This is a genomic window from Streptomyces sp. NPDC087215 (assembly GCF_044744885.1).
Taxonomy (GTDB): domain Bacteria; phylum Actinomycetota; class Actinomycetes; order Streptomycetales; family Streptomycetaceae; genus Streptomyces.
In genome coordinates, this window is record NZ_JBIUZD010000002.1 from 471,515 (window position 1) to 487,121 (window position 15,607).

At 74.1% G+C, this 15,607-nt stretch carries 16 protein-coding genes; 12 read left to right on the top strand and 4 right to left on the bottom strand.

What is annotated here, in order from left to right:
• Positions 1–252 precede the first annotated feature (252 nt).
• Positions 253–846, top strand: a complete 594-nt coding sequence (locus tag ACIO92_RS06735) for a hypothetical protein (RefSeq protein WP_402279657.1) — start codon at positions 253–255, stop codon at positions 844–846.
• Positions 847–906: 60 nt separating this feature from the next.
• Here the strand turns inward: ACIO92_RS06735 and ACIO92_RS06740 are convergent, their stop codons facing one another.
• Positions 907–1,419 carry a hypothetical protein gene (locus tag ACIO92_RS06740; RefSeq protein ID WP_402279654.1) on the bottom strand — a complete coding sequence of 171 codons (513 nt, stop codon included), beginning with the start codon at positions 1,417–1,419 and terminating at the stop codon, positions 907–909.
• 202 nt (positions 1,420–1,621) lie between these two features.
• On the opposite strand from ACIO92_RS06740, the gene ACIO92_RS06745 reads away from it, so the two are divergent.
• Entirely contained in the window at positions 1,622–1,885 is a 264-nt protein-coding gene (locus ACIO92_RS06745) for a hypothetical protein (protein WP_366440348.1), read from the top strand.
• Positions 1,886–1,981: 96 nt separating this feature from the next.
• Here ACIO92_RS06745 and ACIO92_RS06750 read toward each other — a convergent pair whose 3' ends face one another.
• On the bottom strand, positions 1,982–2,383 hold the full coding sequence (locus ACIO92_RS06750; protein ID WP_366440347.1) for a DUF4259 domain-containing protein: 402 nt from the start codon (positions 2,381–2,383) through the stop codon (positions 1,982–1,984).
• A 102-nt stretch (positions 2,384–2,485) separates the two neighbouring features.
• On the opposite strand from ACIO92_RS06750, the gene ACIO92_RS06755 reads away from it, so the two are divergent.
• The 7 genes from ACIO92_RS06755 to ACIO92_RS06785 all read left to right on the top strand — a co-directional run bounded on the left by ACIO92_RS06755 (position 2,486) and on the right by ACIO92_RS06785 (position 10,838).
• The gene (locus ACIO92_RS06755) at positions 2,486–2,917 is read left to right on the top strand and encodes a hypothetical protein (RefSeq protein WP_402279649.1); all 432 of its coding nucleotides are present in this window, start codon (positions 2,486–2,488) and stop codon (positions 2,915–2,917) included.
• Positions 2,918–3,217: 300 nt separating this feature from the next.
• Positions 3,218–3,982 (top strand): hypothetical protein, encoded by a 765-nt coding sequence (locus ACIO92_RS06760; RefSeq protein ID WP_402279647.1) that lies wholly within the window; start codon positions 3,218–3,220, stop codon positions 3,980–3,982.
• Positions 3,983–4,197: 215 nt separating this feature from the next.
• Entirely contained in the window at positions 4,198–4,707 is a 510-nt protein-coding gene (locus ACIO92_RS06765) for an SRPBCC family protein (RefSeq protein WP_402055505.1), read from the top strand.
• A gap of 230 nt (positions 4,708–4,937) precedes the next feature.
• Positions 4,938–5,549, top strand: a complete 612-nt coding sequence (locus ACIO92_RS06770; protein WP_366440343.1) for a DUF6058 family natural product biosynthesis protein — start codon at positions 4,938–4,940, stop codon at positions 5,547–5,549.
• Positions 5,550–5,754: 205 nt separating this feature from the next.
• Entirely contained in the window at positions 5,755–8,106 is a 2,352-nt protein-coding gene (locus tag ACIO92_RS06775) for an acyl-CoA dehydrogenase (RefSeq protein ID WP_402055508.1), read from the top strand.
• 10 nt (positions 8,107–8,116) lie between these two features.
• Positions 8,117–9,307 carry a lipid-transfer protein gene (locus ACIO92_RS06780; RefSeq protein WP_402279643.1) on the top strand — a complete coding sequence of 397 codons (1,191 nt, stop codon included), beginning with the start codon at positions 8,117–8,119 and terminating at the stop codon, positions 9,305–9,307.
• Between the two features lie 85 nt (positions 9,308–9,392).
• Positions 9,393–10,838 carry an MFS transporter gene (locus ACIO92_RS06785; protein WP_401239872.1) on the top strand — a complete coding sequence of 482 codons (1,446 nt, stop codon included), beginning with the start codon at positions 9,393–9,395 and terminating at the stop codon, positions 10,836–10,838.
• A gap of 3 nt (positions 10,839–10,841) precedes the next feature.
• On the opposite strand, the gene ACIO92_RS06790 is transcribed toward ACIO92_RS06785, so the two are convergent.
• Positions 10,842–11,447, bottom strand: coding sequence for a response regulator transcription factor (locus ACIO92_RS06790; protein ID WP_366440339.1), 606 nt, complete (start codon positions 11,445–11,447; stop codon positions 10,842–10,844).
• Positions 11,448–12,192: 745 nt separating this feature from the next.
• Between ACIO92_RS06790 and ACIO92_RS06795 the strand changes: the two genes are divergently transcribed.
• The 3 genes from ACIO92_RS06795 to ACIO92_RS06805 all read left to right on the top strand — a co-directional run bounded on the left by ACIO92_RS06795 (position 12,193) and on the right by ACIO92_RS06805 (position 15,249).
• Complete coding sequence (locus tag ACIO92_RS06795) at positions 12,193–13,065, top strand: MaoC/PaaZ C-terminal domain-containing protein (protein WP_366440338.1); 873 nt, start codon at positions 12,193–12,195, stop codon at positions 13,063–13,065.
• 151 nt (positions 13,066–13,216) lie between these two features.
• Positions 13,217–14,293 carry a Zn-dependent alcohol dehydrogenase gene (locus ACIO92_RS06800; protein ID WP_366440662.1) on the top strand — a complete coding sequence of 359 codons (1,077 nt, stop codon included), beginning with the start codon at positions 13,217–13,219 and terminating at the stop codon, positions 14,291–14,293.
• Positions 14,294–14,304: 11 nt separating this feature from the next.
• Positions 14,305–15,249 carry a 3-oxoacyl-ACP reductase gene (locus ACIO92_RS06805; protein ID WP_366440337.1) on the top strand — a complete coding sequence of 315 codons (945 nt, stop codon included), beginning with the start codon at positions 14,305–14,307 and terminating at the stop codon, positions 15,247–15,249.
• A gap of 173 nt (positions 15,250–15,422) precedes the next feature.
• Here ACIO92_RS06805 and ACIO92_RS06810 read toward each other — a convergent pair whose 3' ends face one another.
• The gene (locus ACIO92_RS06810) at positions 15,423–15,557 is read right to left on the bottom strand and encodes a hypothetical protein (RefSeq protein WP_366440336.1); all 135 of its coding nucleotides are present in this window, start codon (positions 15,555–15,557) and stop codon (positions 15,423–15,425) included.
• Between the last annotated feature and the right edge of the window lie 50 nt (positions 15,558–15,607).

Genomic DNA, 15,607 nt, shown 5'->3' on the forward strand with positions numbered 1-15,607 from the left:
CGAAAGGGGCGATGAGGTAACGCATTGTCCCGCCCGAGGGCCCGGAACGGCCGGGACCTCGCGGTTGGTCGGCCGGGATGGTTCCGTCGGCCGGTTCCGCAGGTCGGGGGCGCCGCCGGGCGCGCGACCGGCGCGCGGGGCGCTCGCGGGGCCCGGCGCGGGCCGGTCACGGGCGGTCACGTCACCGGTGGCGGAGTGCATGGTGGCTGACGGGTGTGGCGTCGGTGCTGTTGTGTTGTCGGGGAGGCAGTCGTGTTGTTCGGGTCGCGGGCCGGGTCCGGTCTGGAGTTCCACGTCGAACGGGACCCGCAGTTGCTGTGTGTCGACGTCTTCCTCGGCGGTCTCCATGTGAACACGTGGGACAACGCCTTCTATCCGCCCCTGCTGGTGAGGAAGCTCGGCGACGAGCTCGGCCGCCTGCGCGCGCCGACCGCTCCGCCGGTGGCGTTCGCCTCGCCGTCCGCGTTCTTCCGCCTCGCCGAGAGGCGGATGCGCGACGACGCCGGTGCGGGGATCGCGCCCGAGGTCCGGGCGGCGCTCGCGCGGTACGAGTTCCTGGACTGGGGGGAGTGCACCAACGAGGTGAAGGCGTTCGCGTTCCCCGAGGGGGACCATGTGCACCTCGCCTGTCGGATGTACGAGGGAAGCGGTGTCGCCGGGGGAGCCGAGGACCCGCGTGAGCCGACGATGGTGTCGGTGAGCCGCGCGGTGTTCGTCGAGATGCTGGAGCGGAGCCTCGTCGTCGCCGAACGCGAGTGGTCCGCCCGGCTCGCCGTCCTCACTGCCCGCAGGGACGCCCGCGACGGCGGGGACGCGTCCGGTCGGCCCGCGAACGGCGAGAGGTGAGCCCCGGGGCGGGGAGCCGACCCGCCCCGGAGCCCCGGAACGCCGCCCGCCGGGGGAGCGCTACCGGGGTGCCCCGCCCGTGGACTGATCGGGGACCAGGCGGAAGAGGTCGCACGTCGGGTGCACGTCGACCGGGACGCGCGTCCCGACTTCGACGATCTCCTCGCCGGGGACGAGGTGGCTCGTGGTGAACGGCGGTCGGCCCGGCACGGTGACCAGCATCCGGACCCTGGTGCAGCGCTCGTCCTCGCCGCACCACACGCGCCGCGCGGACGTCACCTCGCCCATGACGCGCACTCCGGCCGTGTCCAGGTCGCGCCACACGCGCCGGTCCCGCACGGTGCCGACGACGGCCAGGACCAGGACGACCACGGTGAGAGGGGTCCAGACGAGGCCGGTCACGACGATGCCGAACCTGTCGTCGTCGGGGACGTACCCGCTGACACCGGCCAGCAGGATCACCGGACCGGCACAGATGACCAGGAGCCCCAGCGCCGTCCAGAACGGCTGCTCGAAGAAGCCCGGCGGACGGTCCACCGGACCCTCGGCCTCGGGTGTCCCGCCGCTCGTCACGGTGCGGCCCCGAGCCGTATGCCGTGCGTCGCCGTCTCTCGCGCCACGCCCCCATGCTGGCAGACACGCCGAACTCCCGGGAACGGCAAGGCCGGAGAGAAAGGACGCGTCCCCGGGGCCGTGCCGGGAAGTCATGGCCCGTGGCGTCGTCGTCGTGCTCGGGCGTCTTGTCCCCGGAGGCGAACGACAGGACGATGAACCCATGGTGGACACCGGAATGCCCGGATACGTGCGTCTGGCCCGTGCTCTGTTCCTCTGGGGACTGGCCCTGCTCCTCTCCGGCCTGGGGGCCCTGTGGTACGCGAACCGGGACGCGGCGGTCCTGTGGGAGTGCGAGGCGACGACCTGCTGGACCGTCCCCAGCGCGCTGTGGCAGACGGTGGGGAACGTCGGCCTCGGGCTGATCGTGATCGGCCTCGCCCTGGCGTGCGGCGGCTACCTGCTGTACAAGCTGAGGCGGCGCTAGCCGGTGACCTGTCCGGCGGACCCGGCCGCCATCGGGTCGCCGCCCGGCCGTGGGCCGGAGGCCCCAGCCCCCGGCCCCCGGCCCCGGCCCGAGGGGTCAGTTCCCCGCCAGCACCCCCCGCAGCTTCAGGACGCCCGCCTTCCACGCCTCGCCGTCCGACTCCTCCCACAGTTCGAGCAGTTCGGACTCGCCGGTGAGGACTCTGTCCAGCGCGGCGACGGCCTGCGGGCGCAGGTCCGCCGGGAGGGGCGGCAGCGGCTCCTTCGGGCCGTACGAGGTGACCGGGGTGCCGCCGGGGCACTGCGCGGCGAGCAGGGCGGCCGAGGCGATGGCCTCCACGGCGAGGTCCGAGTCCAGGAAGCCGTCGCCCGTCTCCACGACCTCGCGGAACGCCGTCCGCAGCACCTCCGCCTTCTTCTCCTCCGGAGCCTCGTCCACCCGGTAGGAGAAGTCCGCCGCCGTGTCGTTGTCGAAGGGGCCGATGTCCCAAGTACCCATGGTGCTTCCACGCTTTCCGTCGTTCCCGAACCTGTCTCCACATCGTGGCAGCCGCCACTGACAACGGCCCCGGCTGTCGGGGCCGTGTGCTTGCGTCCCGTCATGACGACGAACGACGACCCGCGCCCCGCCGAGGGCTCTGCCGCGCTGTGGATCGGTGCCGTGCCCTCGCTCGACCCCGCCGGGCGCGAGGTGCTCCTGGGCCTCGGCCCGGACGCCGGCGACCCCGGGACCCGGCTCGTGCGCCGCCTCCTCGACCGGGGGCACGAGGGCGAGGAAGGGGTGTTCCACCTGCTCCCGGAAGACCTGTCCGCCCGCTACGAGCGGGCTCCCGGCCTGCTCGCGGTGACGCTCCTCGCCCGCCGGGACGTCCTCGCCCATGTCCTCCTCGCGGCCCCCGAGGAGGAGCGCGCACTGTCCGACGCGCTCCCGGCCGACCCGCCGGACGACAACCGGGTGATCCTGCTCCGCCGCGAACTGGCCACCGCCTTCACCCCCGCCGAACAGGACGGGACCCCCGGCCGGTCCTCCTGATCGACCACGCCGGTGGCCCGGAGGCCGGGCCCGGGGAGCTGACCGCCCTGTTCGAGGCGGGCGAGGCGGGCATCGCGGTGATCTGCGTGGAGCCGTCTCCGGACGCGGGCTGAGGGTGGGGTTGAAGGGTGGGGGGTGAGGGCCGGGGGTTGGGGGCTGGTGGCGGTGGCTCGGTGCGCGCTCGGGTCCGGCCGGGGGGCGGTCCGGTGGCCGGAGGAGTGCTGACCGGGGAAGATGACCCACAAGGGATGAGTACGTGTACTCAAGCGGGGCGAACGGTGTCGGCCGGAGACTCCACCCATGACGCAAAACCGTTTCTCCGTAAAGGTGTTCGCCCGCCACCGTCACGGCCTCGCCGCCGTCTCTCTCGCCGCTCTCGCCTCCCTGGCGCTCACCGGCTGCGGAAGCGAGGTGGCAGGCGGTGCCCCGCAGGGGACGTCGGCCAAGAGTGTCGGGCCCGGGACGAGCGGCCCCGAGCAGCCGTCCCCCGAGCGGCCGTCCTCCGGGCAGAAGGCGTTCGCGGCGATGCTCGCCACCCAGGTGCGGACGTGCCCTCAGCCCGGAGGGGACCCGTCGGTACCGTCCGGGGCATCGACCGGCACGAAGCCGGTGCGGAGTCAGGCCCCCAGGGACACGCCCCCGACCGAACCGATCAGGCCCGCCTCGCCCCACGTCCCTGAGCCGGTGCGGAGCCTGGCCCCCGGGGAGGCGCCCCCGACCGACCCGATCGAACCCGCCCCTCCCACCGGACCCGCGGCGGAGTTGAACCGCCGCGACTGGTGCGCGAGCGTCCAGCACGAATACCGCATCGTGGAGGCGCTCCAGAAGGTCGCGGAGCCCACCCCCGCCAAGGTCCGCAAGACCCTGAACGGCCTCGGCTACATCGACGAGCACATCCACGGTCTCCAGCAGGACGGCAGGACCACCCGCTTCTACCTCGACCTGCGCGAGAACGGCGGCCGACTGTGCGAGGCGGGCCTGGCGGCGGGCGAGGCGACGGACGTCAACCCGTGTGTGGCCCGCGCCACCGGACCGTTCACCGTCACGTCGGAGAGCCGACTGTGACGCCGTGACTGTGGCGCCGTGACCGTGGCCCGCTCCGTGGGCGGCGACACCTGCGGCGTTGTCCCCCGTCCTCGCCGCCACCGCGCCGGGTGGTGCGCCCGGAACGGTCTCGCGCTTCGACACTTCGATGTTGTCGTTGACATCATTGTTGACATTGCCTACATTTGATCCATGCCCAAGCCGGGATTTCCGGCATATCCGAGAGGAAAAAGGACATGGCGAAGACGGAACCGCAGACGATCTCGTTCGCTGACACGGCCCCGTACCAGGTCAGCGCCTCGCACGTGTGTCCGGCGCCCGCGAGTGCCGTGTTCGCGGTGCTCAAGGACAACCCCACGGCGGCGGACTGGCTGGGCTGGTACGTGACCTCCGTGAAGTCGACCTCGCACCCCGAGGAGGGCGTCGGGTCCACCCGGAAGGTGGTCTGGCTCTACGGGCTGGGCAAGCTGGAGGAGCGTTTCATCGGCTGGGAGGACTCCGCGCTGTGGTCGTTCACCACCACCGACTTCCGGCCCGGCATCATCTCCAAGTTCGTCGAGCGCGTCCGCCTCGAACCCCTCGACGGCGACAGCTGCCGGATCGTGTACCGGGCGGCGTACGACCTGACCGGGCCCGGCAAGCTGATCGCCCGGCCCCTGGCGGCGTTCCTCGACCGGGCCATCGGGCCGACGCTCGCGCGGATGAGCGACGCGGCCGTCCGGCAGTGGGCGGGCGCGCGGGGGTGACCCTTTTCGGTGTGGTCGGTGTGGTCGGTGTGGTCGGTGTGGTCGGTGTGGTCGGTGGGGGCGGCCCGTCTGTGTGCCCGCGCGTCGCGCGGATGCCCTGAGGTCCTGAGTTCCGCCCTCCGGCGGCCTCCGCCCCGTGTCGAAATCGTTCGGCCGGAGCCGAACCGTCCCCTCGGTAGCGTGCCGAACCGGCGCGGGAGACTCCCCGCCTCCGGCCCCGGAGGGGACCCATGCACGAGACAGACCCGAAGCCGCGCCTCGCCCGCCTGTTCCGCGAGGTCAACGGCGACCATCCGATGACCGGCGCCGACGACACGTACGTCAGCACGCAGTTCGTCGTCCTGGACGACCTGTGCGCCGACCGCGCCCGCGACGGCGACGAAGTCCGCCGGCTGATGCTGGAAGGCCGCCTCCCCCTCCCCGGCTACCTGCGCTCCGACGGCGCCGAGATGGTCCCGGCCGACCTGTTCGCCCTCGCCGACGAAGCGGGGGGCGTGGACCTGCTCCCGGCGTGGTTCACCGGCCACTGGGCCGACCCGGACGCCGGGAAGGCGGAGTGGGACGCGTACCTCAGCGGCCAGTACGTGTGCCTCCGCTCGGTCACCCCGGCCACCATCCGGCGCAAGGACCACCTGACGGCGGCGATCGGCGCGGCGGAGGACGAGCCGGACGCCGGGTCCGTCGCCTGGCTCCGGCGACTGCACGCGAGGATCGACGAACTCGACCTGCTGGAGCCCGCGTTCACGGCGTACGACCGGCTCAGGTTCGGCGGGCCCACCTCCCGCGACACCTGCGTCACCGCGATGCGCGCCCGCTTCCCCCTCCACCCCGAACGGACTTGACCCGGTCGGGACGAACGCCCCCGCTCTGCCCGACCCGCTCCGACCCGCTCCGACCCGACCCGAGCGGACCTGGTGGGAACCCGGCCCGGCCCCCGCCCGCCCCGTCCTCCCCTCCCGGCCCCCACCCGCCCGGGACGGCCGCCGTCCCGCATCCGGCCCGTATCTGACCTTCCGTCAGAATGGAACGTGTTCTAGTCTGCGGCCCATGGGCATCGCCATCACGCACGAACAGCGGGAGCTCGCCCGATCCGTCCGGGGCTGGCTCACCCGCGCCGTACCCCCCGAAGAGGTCCGCAAGCACCTCGACGTCCCCGGCACCGCCACCGGCCGCCCCGCCCACTGGGACGCCGCCGCCGAACAGGGTCTCCTCGGGGTCCACCTCCCCGAGGAGCACGGGGGAGGCGGCGGCGGCCTCGGGGACCTCGCCGTCGTCGTCGAGGAGGCCGCGCGGGCACTGCTGCCGGGACCGTACCTGCCCTCCGTCCTCGCCGCCGAACTCCTCCACCGGGCCGGACACGACGACCTCGCCGCCGCCCTCGCCCGTGGCGAGCGCATCGGGGCGGTCGCCTTCGCCGGTACGGGCACGGACACCGGCACGGACCCGGGTGCGGACCCGGGCAGCGGTACGGGTACCCGTACGGACACGGACGCGGACGGCGCCCGACCGGACGGCGCCCGGACCCCCGCCGCCCCCCTCACCGCCGTCCGTACGACCGGCGGGCACCTCCTCGACGGCACCGCGCCCCCCGTCCTCGGCGGCGCCCAGGCCGATCTGATCGTCCTGCGGGCCGCCACCGCGGACGGCGGCGTCTGGCTCGCCGTCGACGCCGAAGGGCTCGCCGTCCGGCCCCACGAGAGCGCCGATCCCACCCGGCCCACCGCGGAGGTCACCGCCCGCGCCCTGTACGTCCCCGCCGCCCGGGAACTCGCCCTCGACACCCCCCTCGTCCACGACCTCACCGCCGTCCTCCTCGCCGCCGACGCCTGCGGCACCGCCGCCCGCGCCGTCGAGACCGCCGCCGAACACGCCCGCACCCGCGAACAGTTCGGCCGCCCCATCGGGCAGTTCCAGGGCGTCAAGCACCTCTGCGCCGACATGCTCGTACGCCTCGAACAGGCCCGCGCCCTCACCTGGGACGCGGCCCGCGCGGCCACCGCGCCCGAGAAGGCACCGGACGGCACCGGCCCCGACCGCGCCACCGGACGCGAAGGCTCCGGACCCGCCGCCACCGGACCCGACAGCGTCCGCTCCCTCACCGCCGCCCTCGCCGCCGCCACCGCCCTGGACGCCGCCTACAGCTGCGCCAAGGACTGCATCCAGATCCTCGGCGGCACCGGCTTCACCTGGGAACACGACGCCCACCTGCTGCTCCGGCGGGCCGTCGTCGCCCGCCAGCTCCTCGGCACCGGCGACCGGCACCGCCTCGCCGCCCTCCGGCACGCCGCCACCGGCACCCGGCGCGGCCTCCGCCTCGACCTGCCGCCCGAGGCCGACCCGTACCGCGCCGCCGCCCGCGCCGCCGTCGCCCCCGCCGCCGGACTCGACCCGGCCGCCGCCCGGCGCGCCCTCGCCCCCACCGGCTACGCGGCCCCGCACCTCCCGGAGCCGTACGGACTCGGCGCCGGACCCCTCCAACAGCTCGCCGTCCAGCGGGAACTGGACGACGCGGGCATCCGCGTCGCCGGACTCGGCATCGCCACCTGGGTCGTCCCCTCCCTGCTCGCCCACGGCACCCCCGCCCAGCAGGCCGAACACCTCGGCCCGACCCTGCGCGGCGAACGCCTCTGGTGCCAGCTCTTCTCCGAGCCCGGCGCCGGGTCCGACCTCGCCTCCCTGCGCACCCGCGCCGAACGCACCGAGGACGGCCGCTGGCGGATCAACGGCCAGAAGGTGTGGACGAGCGCCGCCCAGTGGGCCCACCACGGCATCCTGCTCGCCCGCACCGACCCGGCCGCCCCCAAGCACCGGGGCCTCACCTACTTCCTGGTCGACATGCGGAACACCCCCGGGATCGACATCCGGCCCCTCAAGGAGATCACCGGCGACTCCCTCTTCAACGAGGTCTGGTTCGACGACGTCCTCCTCCCCGCCGACGCCGTCGTCGGCGAGGTCGACGACGGCTGGCGGGTCGCCCGCAACACCCTCGGCAACGAACGCGTCCACATGGCCGACCAGGTCGCCTTCGACACCGGCCTCGAAGCGCTCATCGCCCGCGCCGGAACCGTCGACGGCTCCGTCCGCGTACGGATCGGAGCGCTCCTCGCCGAGGCGCACGCGCTCGCGTGCATCGGCCTGCGCACCACCCTCCTCCAGGTGTCCGGTCTCGAACCGGGCGCGGGCGCCAGCGTCCGCAAGCTCGTCCAGACCCTCCACCAGCAGAGACTCGCCGAGATCGGCCTCGAACTCCTCGGCCCCGAAGGCGCCGTGCGCGAGGGCCCCGGCGAACGGGCCGTCCACGGACTGCTCATGTCCCGCTGCCTCACCATCGCGGGCGGCACCACCCAGGTACAGCTCAATGTCGTCGCCGAGCGCTTGCTCGGCCTCCCCAGGGACTGAGAGGCACGCGATGAAGGCGTACGTCGTCGGCGTCGGAACGACCAGGTTCGAGAAGCCGGAGACCCGGGACTGGCAGTACTGGGACATGGCGAAGGAGGCGGGCACCGCCGCCCTCGCCGACGCGGGCGTCCCCTACGGGCGCGTGGAACAGGCCGTCGTCGGCTACTGCTTCCAGGCCTCCACCGCCGGGCAGCGGGCCGTCTACGAACTCGGCCTCACCGGCATCCCCGTCTACAACCTCAACAACAACTGCGCCACCGGCGCCACCGCCCTCATGACCGCCCGCCAGTTCGTCGAGGGCGGCATCGCGGACTGCGTGCTCGCCGTCGGCTTCGAGAAGATGAGCCGGGGCTCGCTCGGCGGCGGCGCGGGCGCGGGAGACTTCGCCACCTCACCCGTCGCCCGGCACTACGGGATCATGGCCAAGAGCCACGGCTTCGAGGCCGCCCCGCCCACCGCGCAGATCTTCGGCAACGCCGCCCGCGAGCACATGGAGCGGTACGGCACCACCGAGGCACAGCTCGCCGCCGTCGGCGCCAAGAACCACCGGCACTCGGCGGACAACCCCGACGCCCAGTTCCGGGACGTCTACACCGTCGAGGAGATCCTCGCCGCGAAGACCGTCCACCGGCCCCTCACCAAACTCCAGTGCTCGCCCACCTCCGACGGGGGCGCCGCCGTCCTCGTCGTGTCGGAACGGTTCGTCGACGAGCACGGGCTGCGCGGCCGGGCCGTGGAGATCGCCGGACAGGCCATGACCACCGACACCGGGGACTCCTTCGCCTCCGGTTCCTGCATCGACGTCGTCGGCCGCCCGATGTCCCGGGCCGCCGCCCGCCAGGCGTACGAACGCTCCGGACTCGGCATCGAGGACGTCGACGTGATCGAACTCCACGACTGCTTCTCCGTCAACGAACTCCTCACCTACGAGGCGCTCGGCATGTGCGAGGACGGCGCCTCCGGGAAACTGGTCGAGTCCGGCGCCACCACCTACGGCGGGCGCTGGGTCGTCAACCCCTCCGGCGGCCTCATCTCCAAGGGTCATCCGCTCGGCGCGACCGGCCTCGCGCAGGCCGCCGAACTCGTCCGGCAGCTCCGCGGCGAGGCCGGACCCCGGCAGGTCGCGGGAGCCCGCGTCGGCCTCGCGCACAACATCGGCCTCGGTGGCGCCGCCGTGGTCACGCTGCTGCGCAGGCCGTAGGGCCGCCCCCCCCGGATAGGGGGGCCGTACCGGCGGGGGCCGTAGGACCGAATCCCCATGTACGGGGCGGAAGCGGTCTGCGACCATGACGACCATGCCGCAGACCGACTCCGTCACGCGTACGTCCCCCACCCCCTCCGCGATACGCCCGGCCCGCTCGTGGGCGGTCGTCGCGATCGCCTGCGCGGGCCAGTTCCTCGTCGTCCTCGACGTCTCCGTCGTGAACGTGGCGCTGCCGTCGATGCGCACCGACCTCGGTCTCTCCGCCGTAGGGCTCCAGTGGGTGCTGAACGCCTACGCCATCGCCTTCGCCGGATTCATGCTGCTCGGCGGACGGGCCGCCGACCTCTACGGGCGGAAGGCGATGTTCCTCCTGGGGCTCGGCCTGTTCACCGCGGCCTCCGCCGTCGGCGGACTGGCCCCGGAGGGCGCCCATCTGATCGGCGCCCGCGCCGTGCAGGGCCTCGGGGCCGCCGTCCTCGCCCCCGCCACCCTCACCCTCGTCACCGACGCCGTCCCCGCCGGAGCCGCCCGCACCCGGGCCATCGGCACCTGGACGGCGGTCGGCGCGGCCGGCGGCGCGGCGGGCGGCTTCGTCGGCGGGCTCCTCGTCGACCTGCTCTCCTGGCGCTGGGTCCTCCTCATCAACATCCCGGTCGGCGTCCTCGTCCTGGTGGGCGGGCTGCTCTGGCTGCGCACCACCGGCACCGGCGCCGGACGCCGCCGCCTCGACCTGCCCGGCGCCGTCCTCGTCACCGCCGGTCTCGCCACCCTCGCGTACGGCATCGTCCAGACCGAACAGGAGGGCTGGGCCGCCCCCGCGACCCTGGTCCCGCTGCTCGGCGGACTGTTCCTGCTCGCCGTCTTCCTGCTGGTGGAGGCCCGTACGGCGGCCCCGCTGATGCCGCTGAAGATCTTCCGCACGCGCGCGGTGGCGGCGGCCAACGTGGCGATCCTGCTGTGCGGCTCCACCTCCTTCGGCATGTGGTTCTTCATGACCACGTACGCGCAGAACGTCCTCGGCTACACCCCGCTCCAGGCGGGCCTTGCGCTGGTCCCCAGCTCCCTCGCCGTCGTCCTCGGCTCCAAGGCGGCGCCCCTGCTGATGCCGAGGACCGGCGCGCGGAACCTCGCCGTCGCGGGCGCGCTCCTCGCCGCGGCGGGCTTCGCCTGGCAGTCCACGCTCACCGCCGACGGCACCTTCCTCGGTACGATCCTGGGCCCCGGCATCCTGATGATGGCGGGCCTCGGCCTGGCCACCACCCCGCTGGCCACCCTCGCCACCTCCAGCGCCTCCCCCTCCGACGCGGGCCTCGTCTCGGGCCTCGTCAACACCTCCCGCACCATGGGCGGCGCCCTGGGCCTGGCGGTCCTCTCCACGGTCGCGGCGGCGGCCACCCCCCACCGGGGCACCCTGGTGCCGGGCTACGCGACGGCCTTCCACGTCTCGACGGCGATCCTGCTGGCCGCCGCCGTCCTCATGTACTTCTGGCTCCCGAACAGGAGGAACGAGGGCGGCCGACCGGGGTGATCCCTACAGCCACCCCTGCTGCCGGGCCGCCCGGACCGCTTCCACGCGGTTGCGGGTGCCCGTCTTGCCGATGGCCGACGACAGGTGGTCGCGGACCGTCGGCTCCGACAGGTGGAGCGCCGCCGCGACGTCCGCGACCGTGGCGCCGTCCACCGAGGCGGCCAGCGCGTCCCGTTCGCGGGCCGTCAGGGGGTTCGGGCCCGCGCCGGGGGCCGCCGCCGCGAGCGCCGGGTCGATGACCGTCTCGCCGCGCAGGGCCTTGCGCACCGCCTCGGCCAGTTCCTCCACCGGGCCGTCCTTCACCAGGAAGCCCACCGCCCCCGCCTCCATGGCCCGGCGCAGACGGCCGGGGCGGCCGAAGGTCGTCAGGATCAGGACCCGGCAGTCCGGGGCCTCCGTCCGCAGGTCCGCCGCCGCGTCCAGACCCGAGCGGCCCGGCAGTTCGATGTCCAGGAGGGCCACGTCGGGCCGGGCCTCCAGGGCCGCCGCCACGATCTCGTCGCCCCGCCCCACCTGGGCGACGACCTCCATGTCGTGCTCCATGCCGAGCAGCAGGGCCAGCGCCCCGCGCATCACGCCCCGGTCCTCGGCGAGGAGGACTCTGATCATTCCCTCGGCTCCCCTCGTGCGGGTCGGTGGTCTCCACGGGCAGTTCCGCGACGACCCGGAAACCGCCGCGCGGCGCCGGTCCCGAGTCCAGGGTGCCGCCTGCCGCCGCTGGCCGCTCGCCGCAGCCTTGCGGTCCGCTGCCCGGCGCGCAGCCTTGCGGTCCGCTGCCCGGCGGCGGGAGCCGCCGCCGGGCCGTACCGCGTTCGTCGGGGACTCCCGCGTCACCCGGCTCGGCAGGGCTTCCGCGGCGGGCTCAAGGAACGGCCCCGAACGGCGTACGACCGGCTCCGGGCCCGCCGTGGCGCGGGCGGGGTCCCGCGCCTGCTCCGGCTCGGTTGCGAGGCCCTCGCGGTGCCAGGCCGAGGCCGTCCACGGCGCGGACCGTGCCGAAGGTCCTGGTCGCGGCCCGGAACGAGACCGCCGGTGCGTGCGCGAGGTCCGTCTTCACGTGCGTGCGGTCCGTCTCCATGGGTACGACGCTACGAATCCGGCGCGCCGCCGGGCAGGCGCGCGCGTACGGACCTGGCGGTGACAAATGTCCCGGGACACGTCAACTGACGTATCGTCAGGTGTGGTGCGCGGGGAGGGTTCCCAACTCTCCCGGGCTGGGCTATACATGGGATCCACCGACCTAGAACGCGTTCTAGAACGGCCGCGTACGGGACGGTCCCCGCACGGCCTCGGTGCGGCCGACGGTGCGGACGGCCGTGCCGAGGTCTTCCCCGCCACGAGGAGCAGCAGCCCGATGCCGATCGACCCCGCCCAGGCCGTCGCCGCCGAACCCCGCAGCGCCGAGATCACCTGGGACCACAAGGACGTCCAGCTCTACCACCTCGGCCTCGGCGCCGGAGCGCACCAGGGCAAGCCGGACCCGGCCACCGACCCCGACGAACTCCGCTACACCCTGGAGTCCCGCCTCCACGTCCTGCCCAGCTTCGCCACCGTCGCGGGCGCGGGCATGGGGGTCGTCGGCGGCCTCTCCGCACCCGGCATCGACATCGACCTCACCGCCGTCCTGCACGGCGGCCAGTCGATCACCCTCCACCGCCCCGTCCCCGTCTCCGGCCGCGCCGTCTCCACCTCCCGCGTCGCCGCCGTGTACGACAAGGGCAAGGCCGCCGTCCTCGTCCTGCGCTCAGAAGTGGCCGACGAACAGGGGCCGTTGTGGACCAGCGACGCCCAGATCTTCGTCCGGGGCGAGGGCGGCTGGGGCGGCGACCGGGGCCCCTCCGTACGCCTCGCGGTCCCCGAGCGCGCCCCCGACGCCACCGCCGAACGGCCCGTCCGCGAGGAACAGGCCCTGCTCTACCGGCTCTCCGGCGACTGGAACCCGCTCCACGCCGACCCCGAGTTCGCCAAGCTCGCCGGTTTCGACCGGCCCATCCTGCACGGGCTCTGCTCCTACGGCATGACCCTCAAGGCGATCGTGGACACCCTCCTCGACGGCGACGTCGGCCGGGTCCGCGCCTACCGCACCCGCTTCGCCGGGATCGTCTTCCCCGGCGAGACCCTGCGCATCCGGATGTGGGCCGACGAGGGCCGCGTCCAGGCCACCGTCACCGCCGTGGAGCGCGAGGACGCGCCCGTACTCGCCGACACGGTCGTCGAACACGCCTGAACCGGACACCGCCTCCGGACACCCGGCCCCCCGGACACCCGGCCCCCCGGACACCCGGCCCCCCGGGCATCGGGACTCCCGGATGCCCGCACTCCCGCTCCACCACCCCCGCACCCGCCCCGCCACCACCTCGACCGAGGGGAGCAGCGCCATGCGCGCAGCCGTACTGCACGAGATCGGCCAGGACAAACTGGAAGTCCTCGACGACGTCGAGGCGGTGGGCTTCGGCCCCGGCAAGGTCCGGATCAGGGTCCGGGCCACCGGCCTGTGCCACTCCGACGTCTCCGCGATGAGCGGGGTCCTCCCGCAGCCCGCCCCCTTCATCCCCGGCCACGAGGGCGCGGGCGAGATCCTCGACGTCGGCGACGGCGTCACCGGGCTCACCCCCGGCCAGCGCGTACTGCTCTGCTGGCTGCCCTCCTGCGGGCACTGTCCCGCCTGCAGGCGCGGCCAGACCCAGCTGTGCCTGGCCGGATTCATGAACGCGGGCACCCCCAACTTCCGGCGCCCCGGCGGCGACGTCTTCGGATTCGCCGGGACCGGCACCTTCACCGAGGAGGTCGTCGTCGACGCGGGCTGCGCCGTCCCCATCCCCGACGACGTGCCCTTCGACATCGCCGCCCTCATCGGCTGCGGCGTCACCACCGGACTCGGCGCCGCCATCAACACCGCCAAGGTGGAGGCCGGTTCCTCCGTCGCCGTCATCGGCTGCGGAGGCGTCGGCATCTCCGCGATCCAGGGCGCCAAGCTCCAGGGCGCCGCCCAGATCGTCGCCGTCGACCCGGTCGAGTCCCGCCGCGAGGCGGCCCTCCGCTTCGGCGCCACCGAGGCCGTCGCCCCCGACGCCCTCGCCGACGCCAAGCAGCGGATCACCGGCGGCGAGGGCTTCGACTACGTCTTCGAGGTCGTCGGCAGGTCCGCCACCGCCCGCACCGCGTACGAGACCACCCGGCGCGGCGGCACCCTCTGCGTCGTCGGCGCCGGAGCCCTCGACGACTTCCTCCAGCTCAGCATGTTCGAGCTGTTCTTCGACGAGAAGCGCGTCCTGCCCTCCATGTACGGCGGCGGGGACGTGCTCCGCTCGTACGAACGGAGCATCGCGCTCTGGCGCGCCGGACGCATCGACCTGGAGTCGCTCATCACCCACCGCGTCCCGCTCTCCGGCGTCAACGAGGCCCTGGAGCAGATGCGCACCGGGGTCGCGCTCCGCACCTGCATCGAGATCTGAGGGAGACCCGGATGACCACCCTTCCGCTGGCAGGACTCAGCGCGATCGTCACCGGCGCGGGCCGGGGACTCGGCCGCGCCGAAGCACTGGAACTCGCCCGGCTCGGCGCGTCCGTCGTCGTCAACGACTACGGACAGCCCGGCCGCGACGGCTCGGGCGCCGCCTCCGCCGCGCCCGCCGAGGAGGTCGCCGCCGAGATCCGCGCGGCGGGCGGCCGGGCGGTCGCGCACCTCGGCGACGTCGCCGACTTCGAGACCGCGCGGACCCTGGTCGGCCTGGCCGTCGCCGAGTTCGGCCGACTGGACGTCCTCGTCAACAACGCGGGCATCCTGCGGGACCGGATGGTCTTCTCGATGACCGAGGACGAGTGGGACTCGGTGATCCGCGTCCACCTCAAGGGCCACTTCAACACCACCCACTTCGCCGCCGCGCACTGGCGGGGCCGGGTCAAGGCGGGGGAGAGCGGCGTCTACGGCCGGATCGTCAACACCTCCTCCGAGGCGTTCCTCGCGGGCTCGGCCGGACAGCCCAACTACGCGGCGGCCAAGGGCGGCATCGTCGGCCTCACCACCTCCTCGGCGTCCGCCCTCGCCCGCTACGGGGTGACCGTCAACGCGATCTGCCCCCGGGCCAGGACCCGGATGACCGAGGACGTCTTCGCGGGCTTCGGCGAACCGGAGGCGGGCGGGCTCGACCCGCTGTCGCCGGAACACGTGGCCCCGCTGGTCGGCTATCTGGCCTCCCCGGCGGCGGCGGGCGTCAACGGACAGCTCCTCGTCGTGCACGGCGGGATGGTGGCGCTCGTCGACCGGCCGCGCGTGTCGGCCAAGTTCGACACGGCCAAGGAGGCGTTCACGTACGAGGAACTGGACGGCCTGCTGACCCCGCACTACGCGTCCCGCCCGGCGAACGAGACCTTCGCCGCGACCGAGGTGCTCGGTCTGAAGAAGGACTGAGGCGCTGGCGCCGGGCGGCGCGGGGAAGGGACGCCCCGTGTCGCCCGGTGCCGCCGGGACCGACGAAGGACCCCGCACCCCCGCCATCGGGCGCCGCCGGGACGGACGAAGGGCCCCGGGGGAGACCCGGGGCCCTTCGCCCCACCGCGCTCGCGGCGGCCGGTGGAACGCGGTCAGTGGGACTGCGGTTCGGGCTCGCGGCGGTGACGGCCGTGCGGGGAGGACGCGGAGTCCTCCGGCGGCGCGGCGTCCCCGCGGTGCTTGCCCGAGCCGTTCGGCTCCTGACCTTCCTTGCTGTTCTGCGACATGCTCGAACTCACCCCGTATGACATCGGTCGTGCTGGTGCAGCCCGCGATT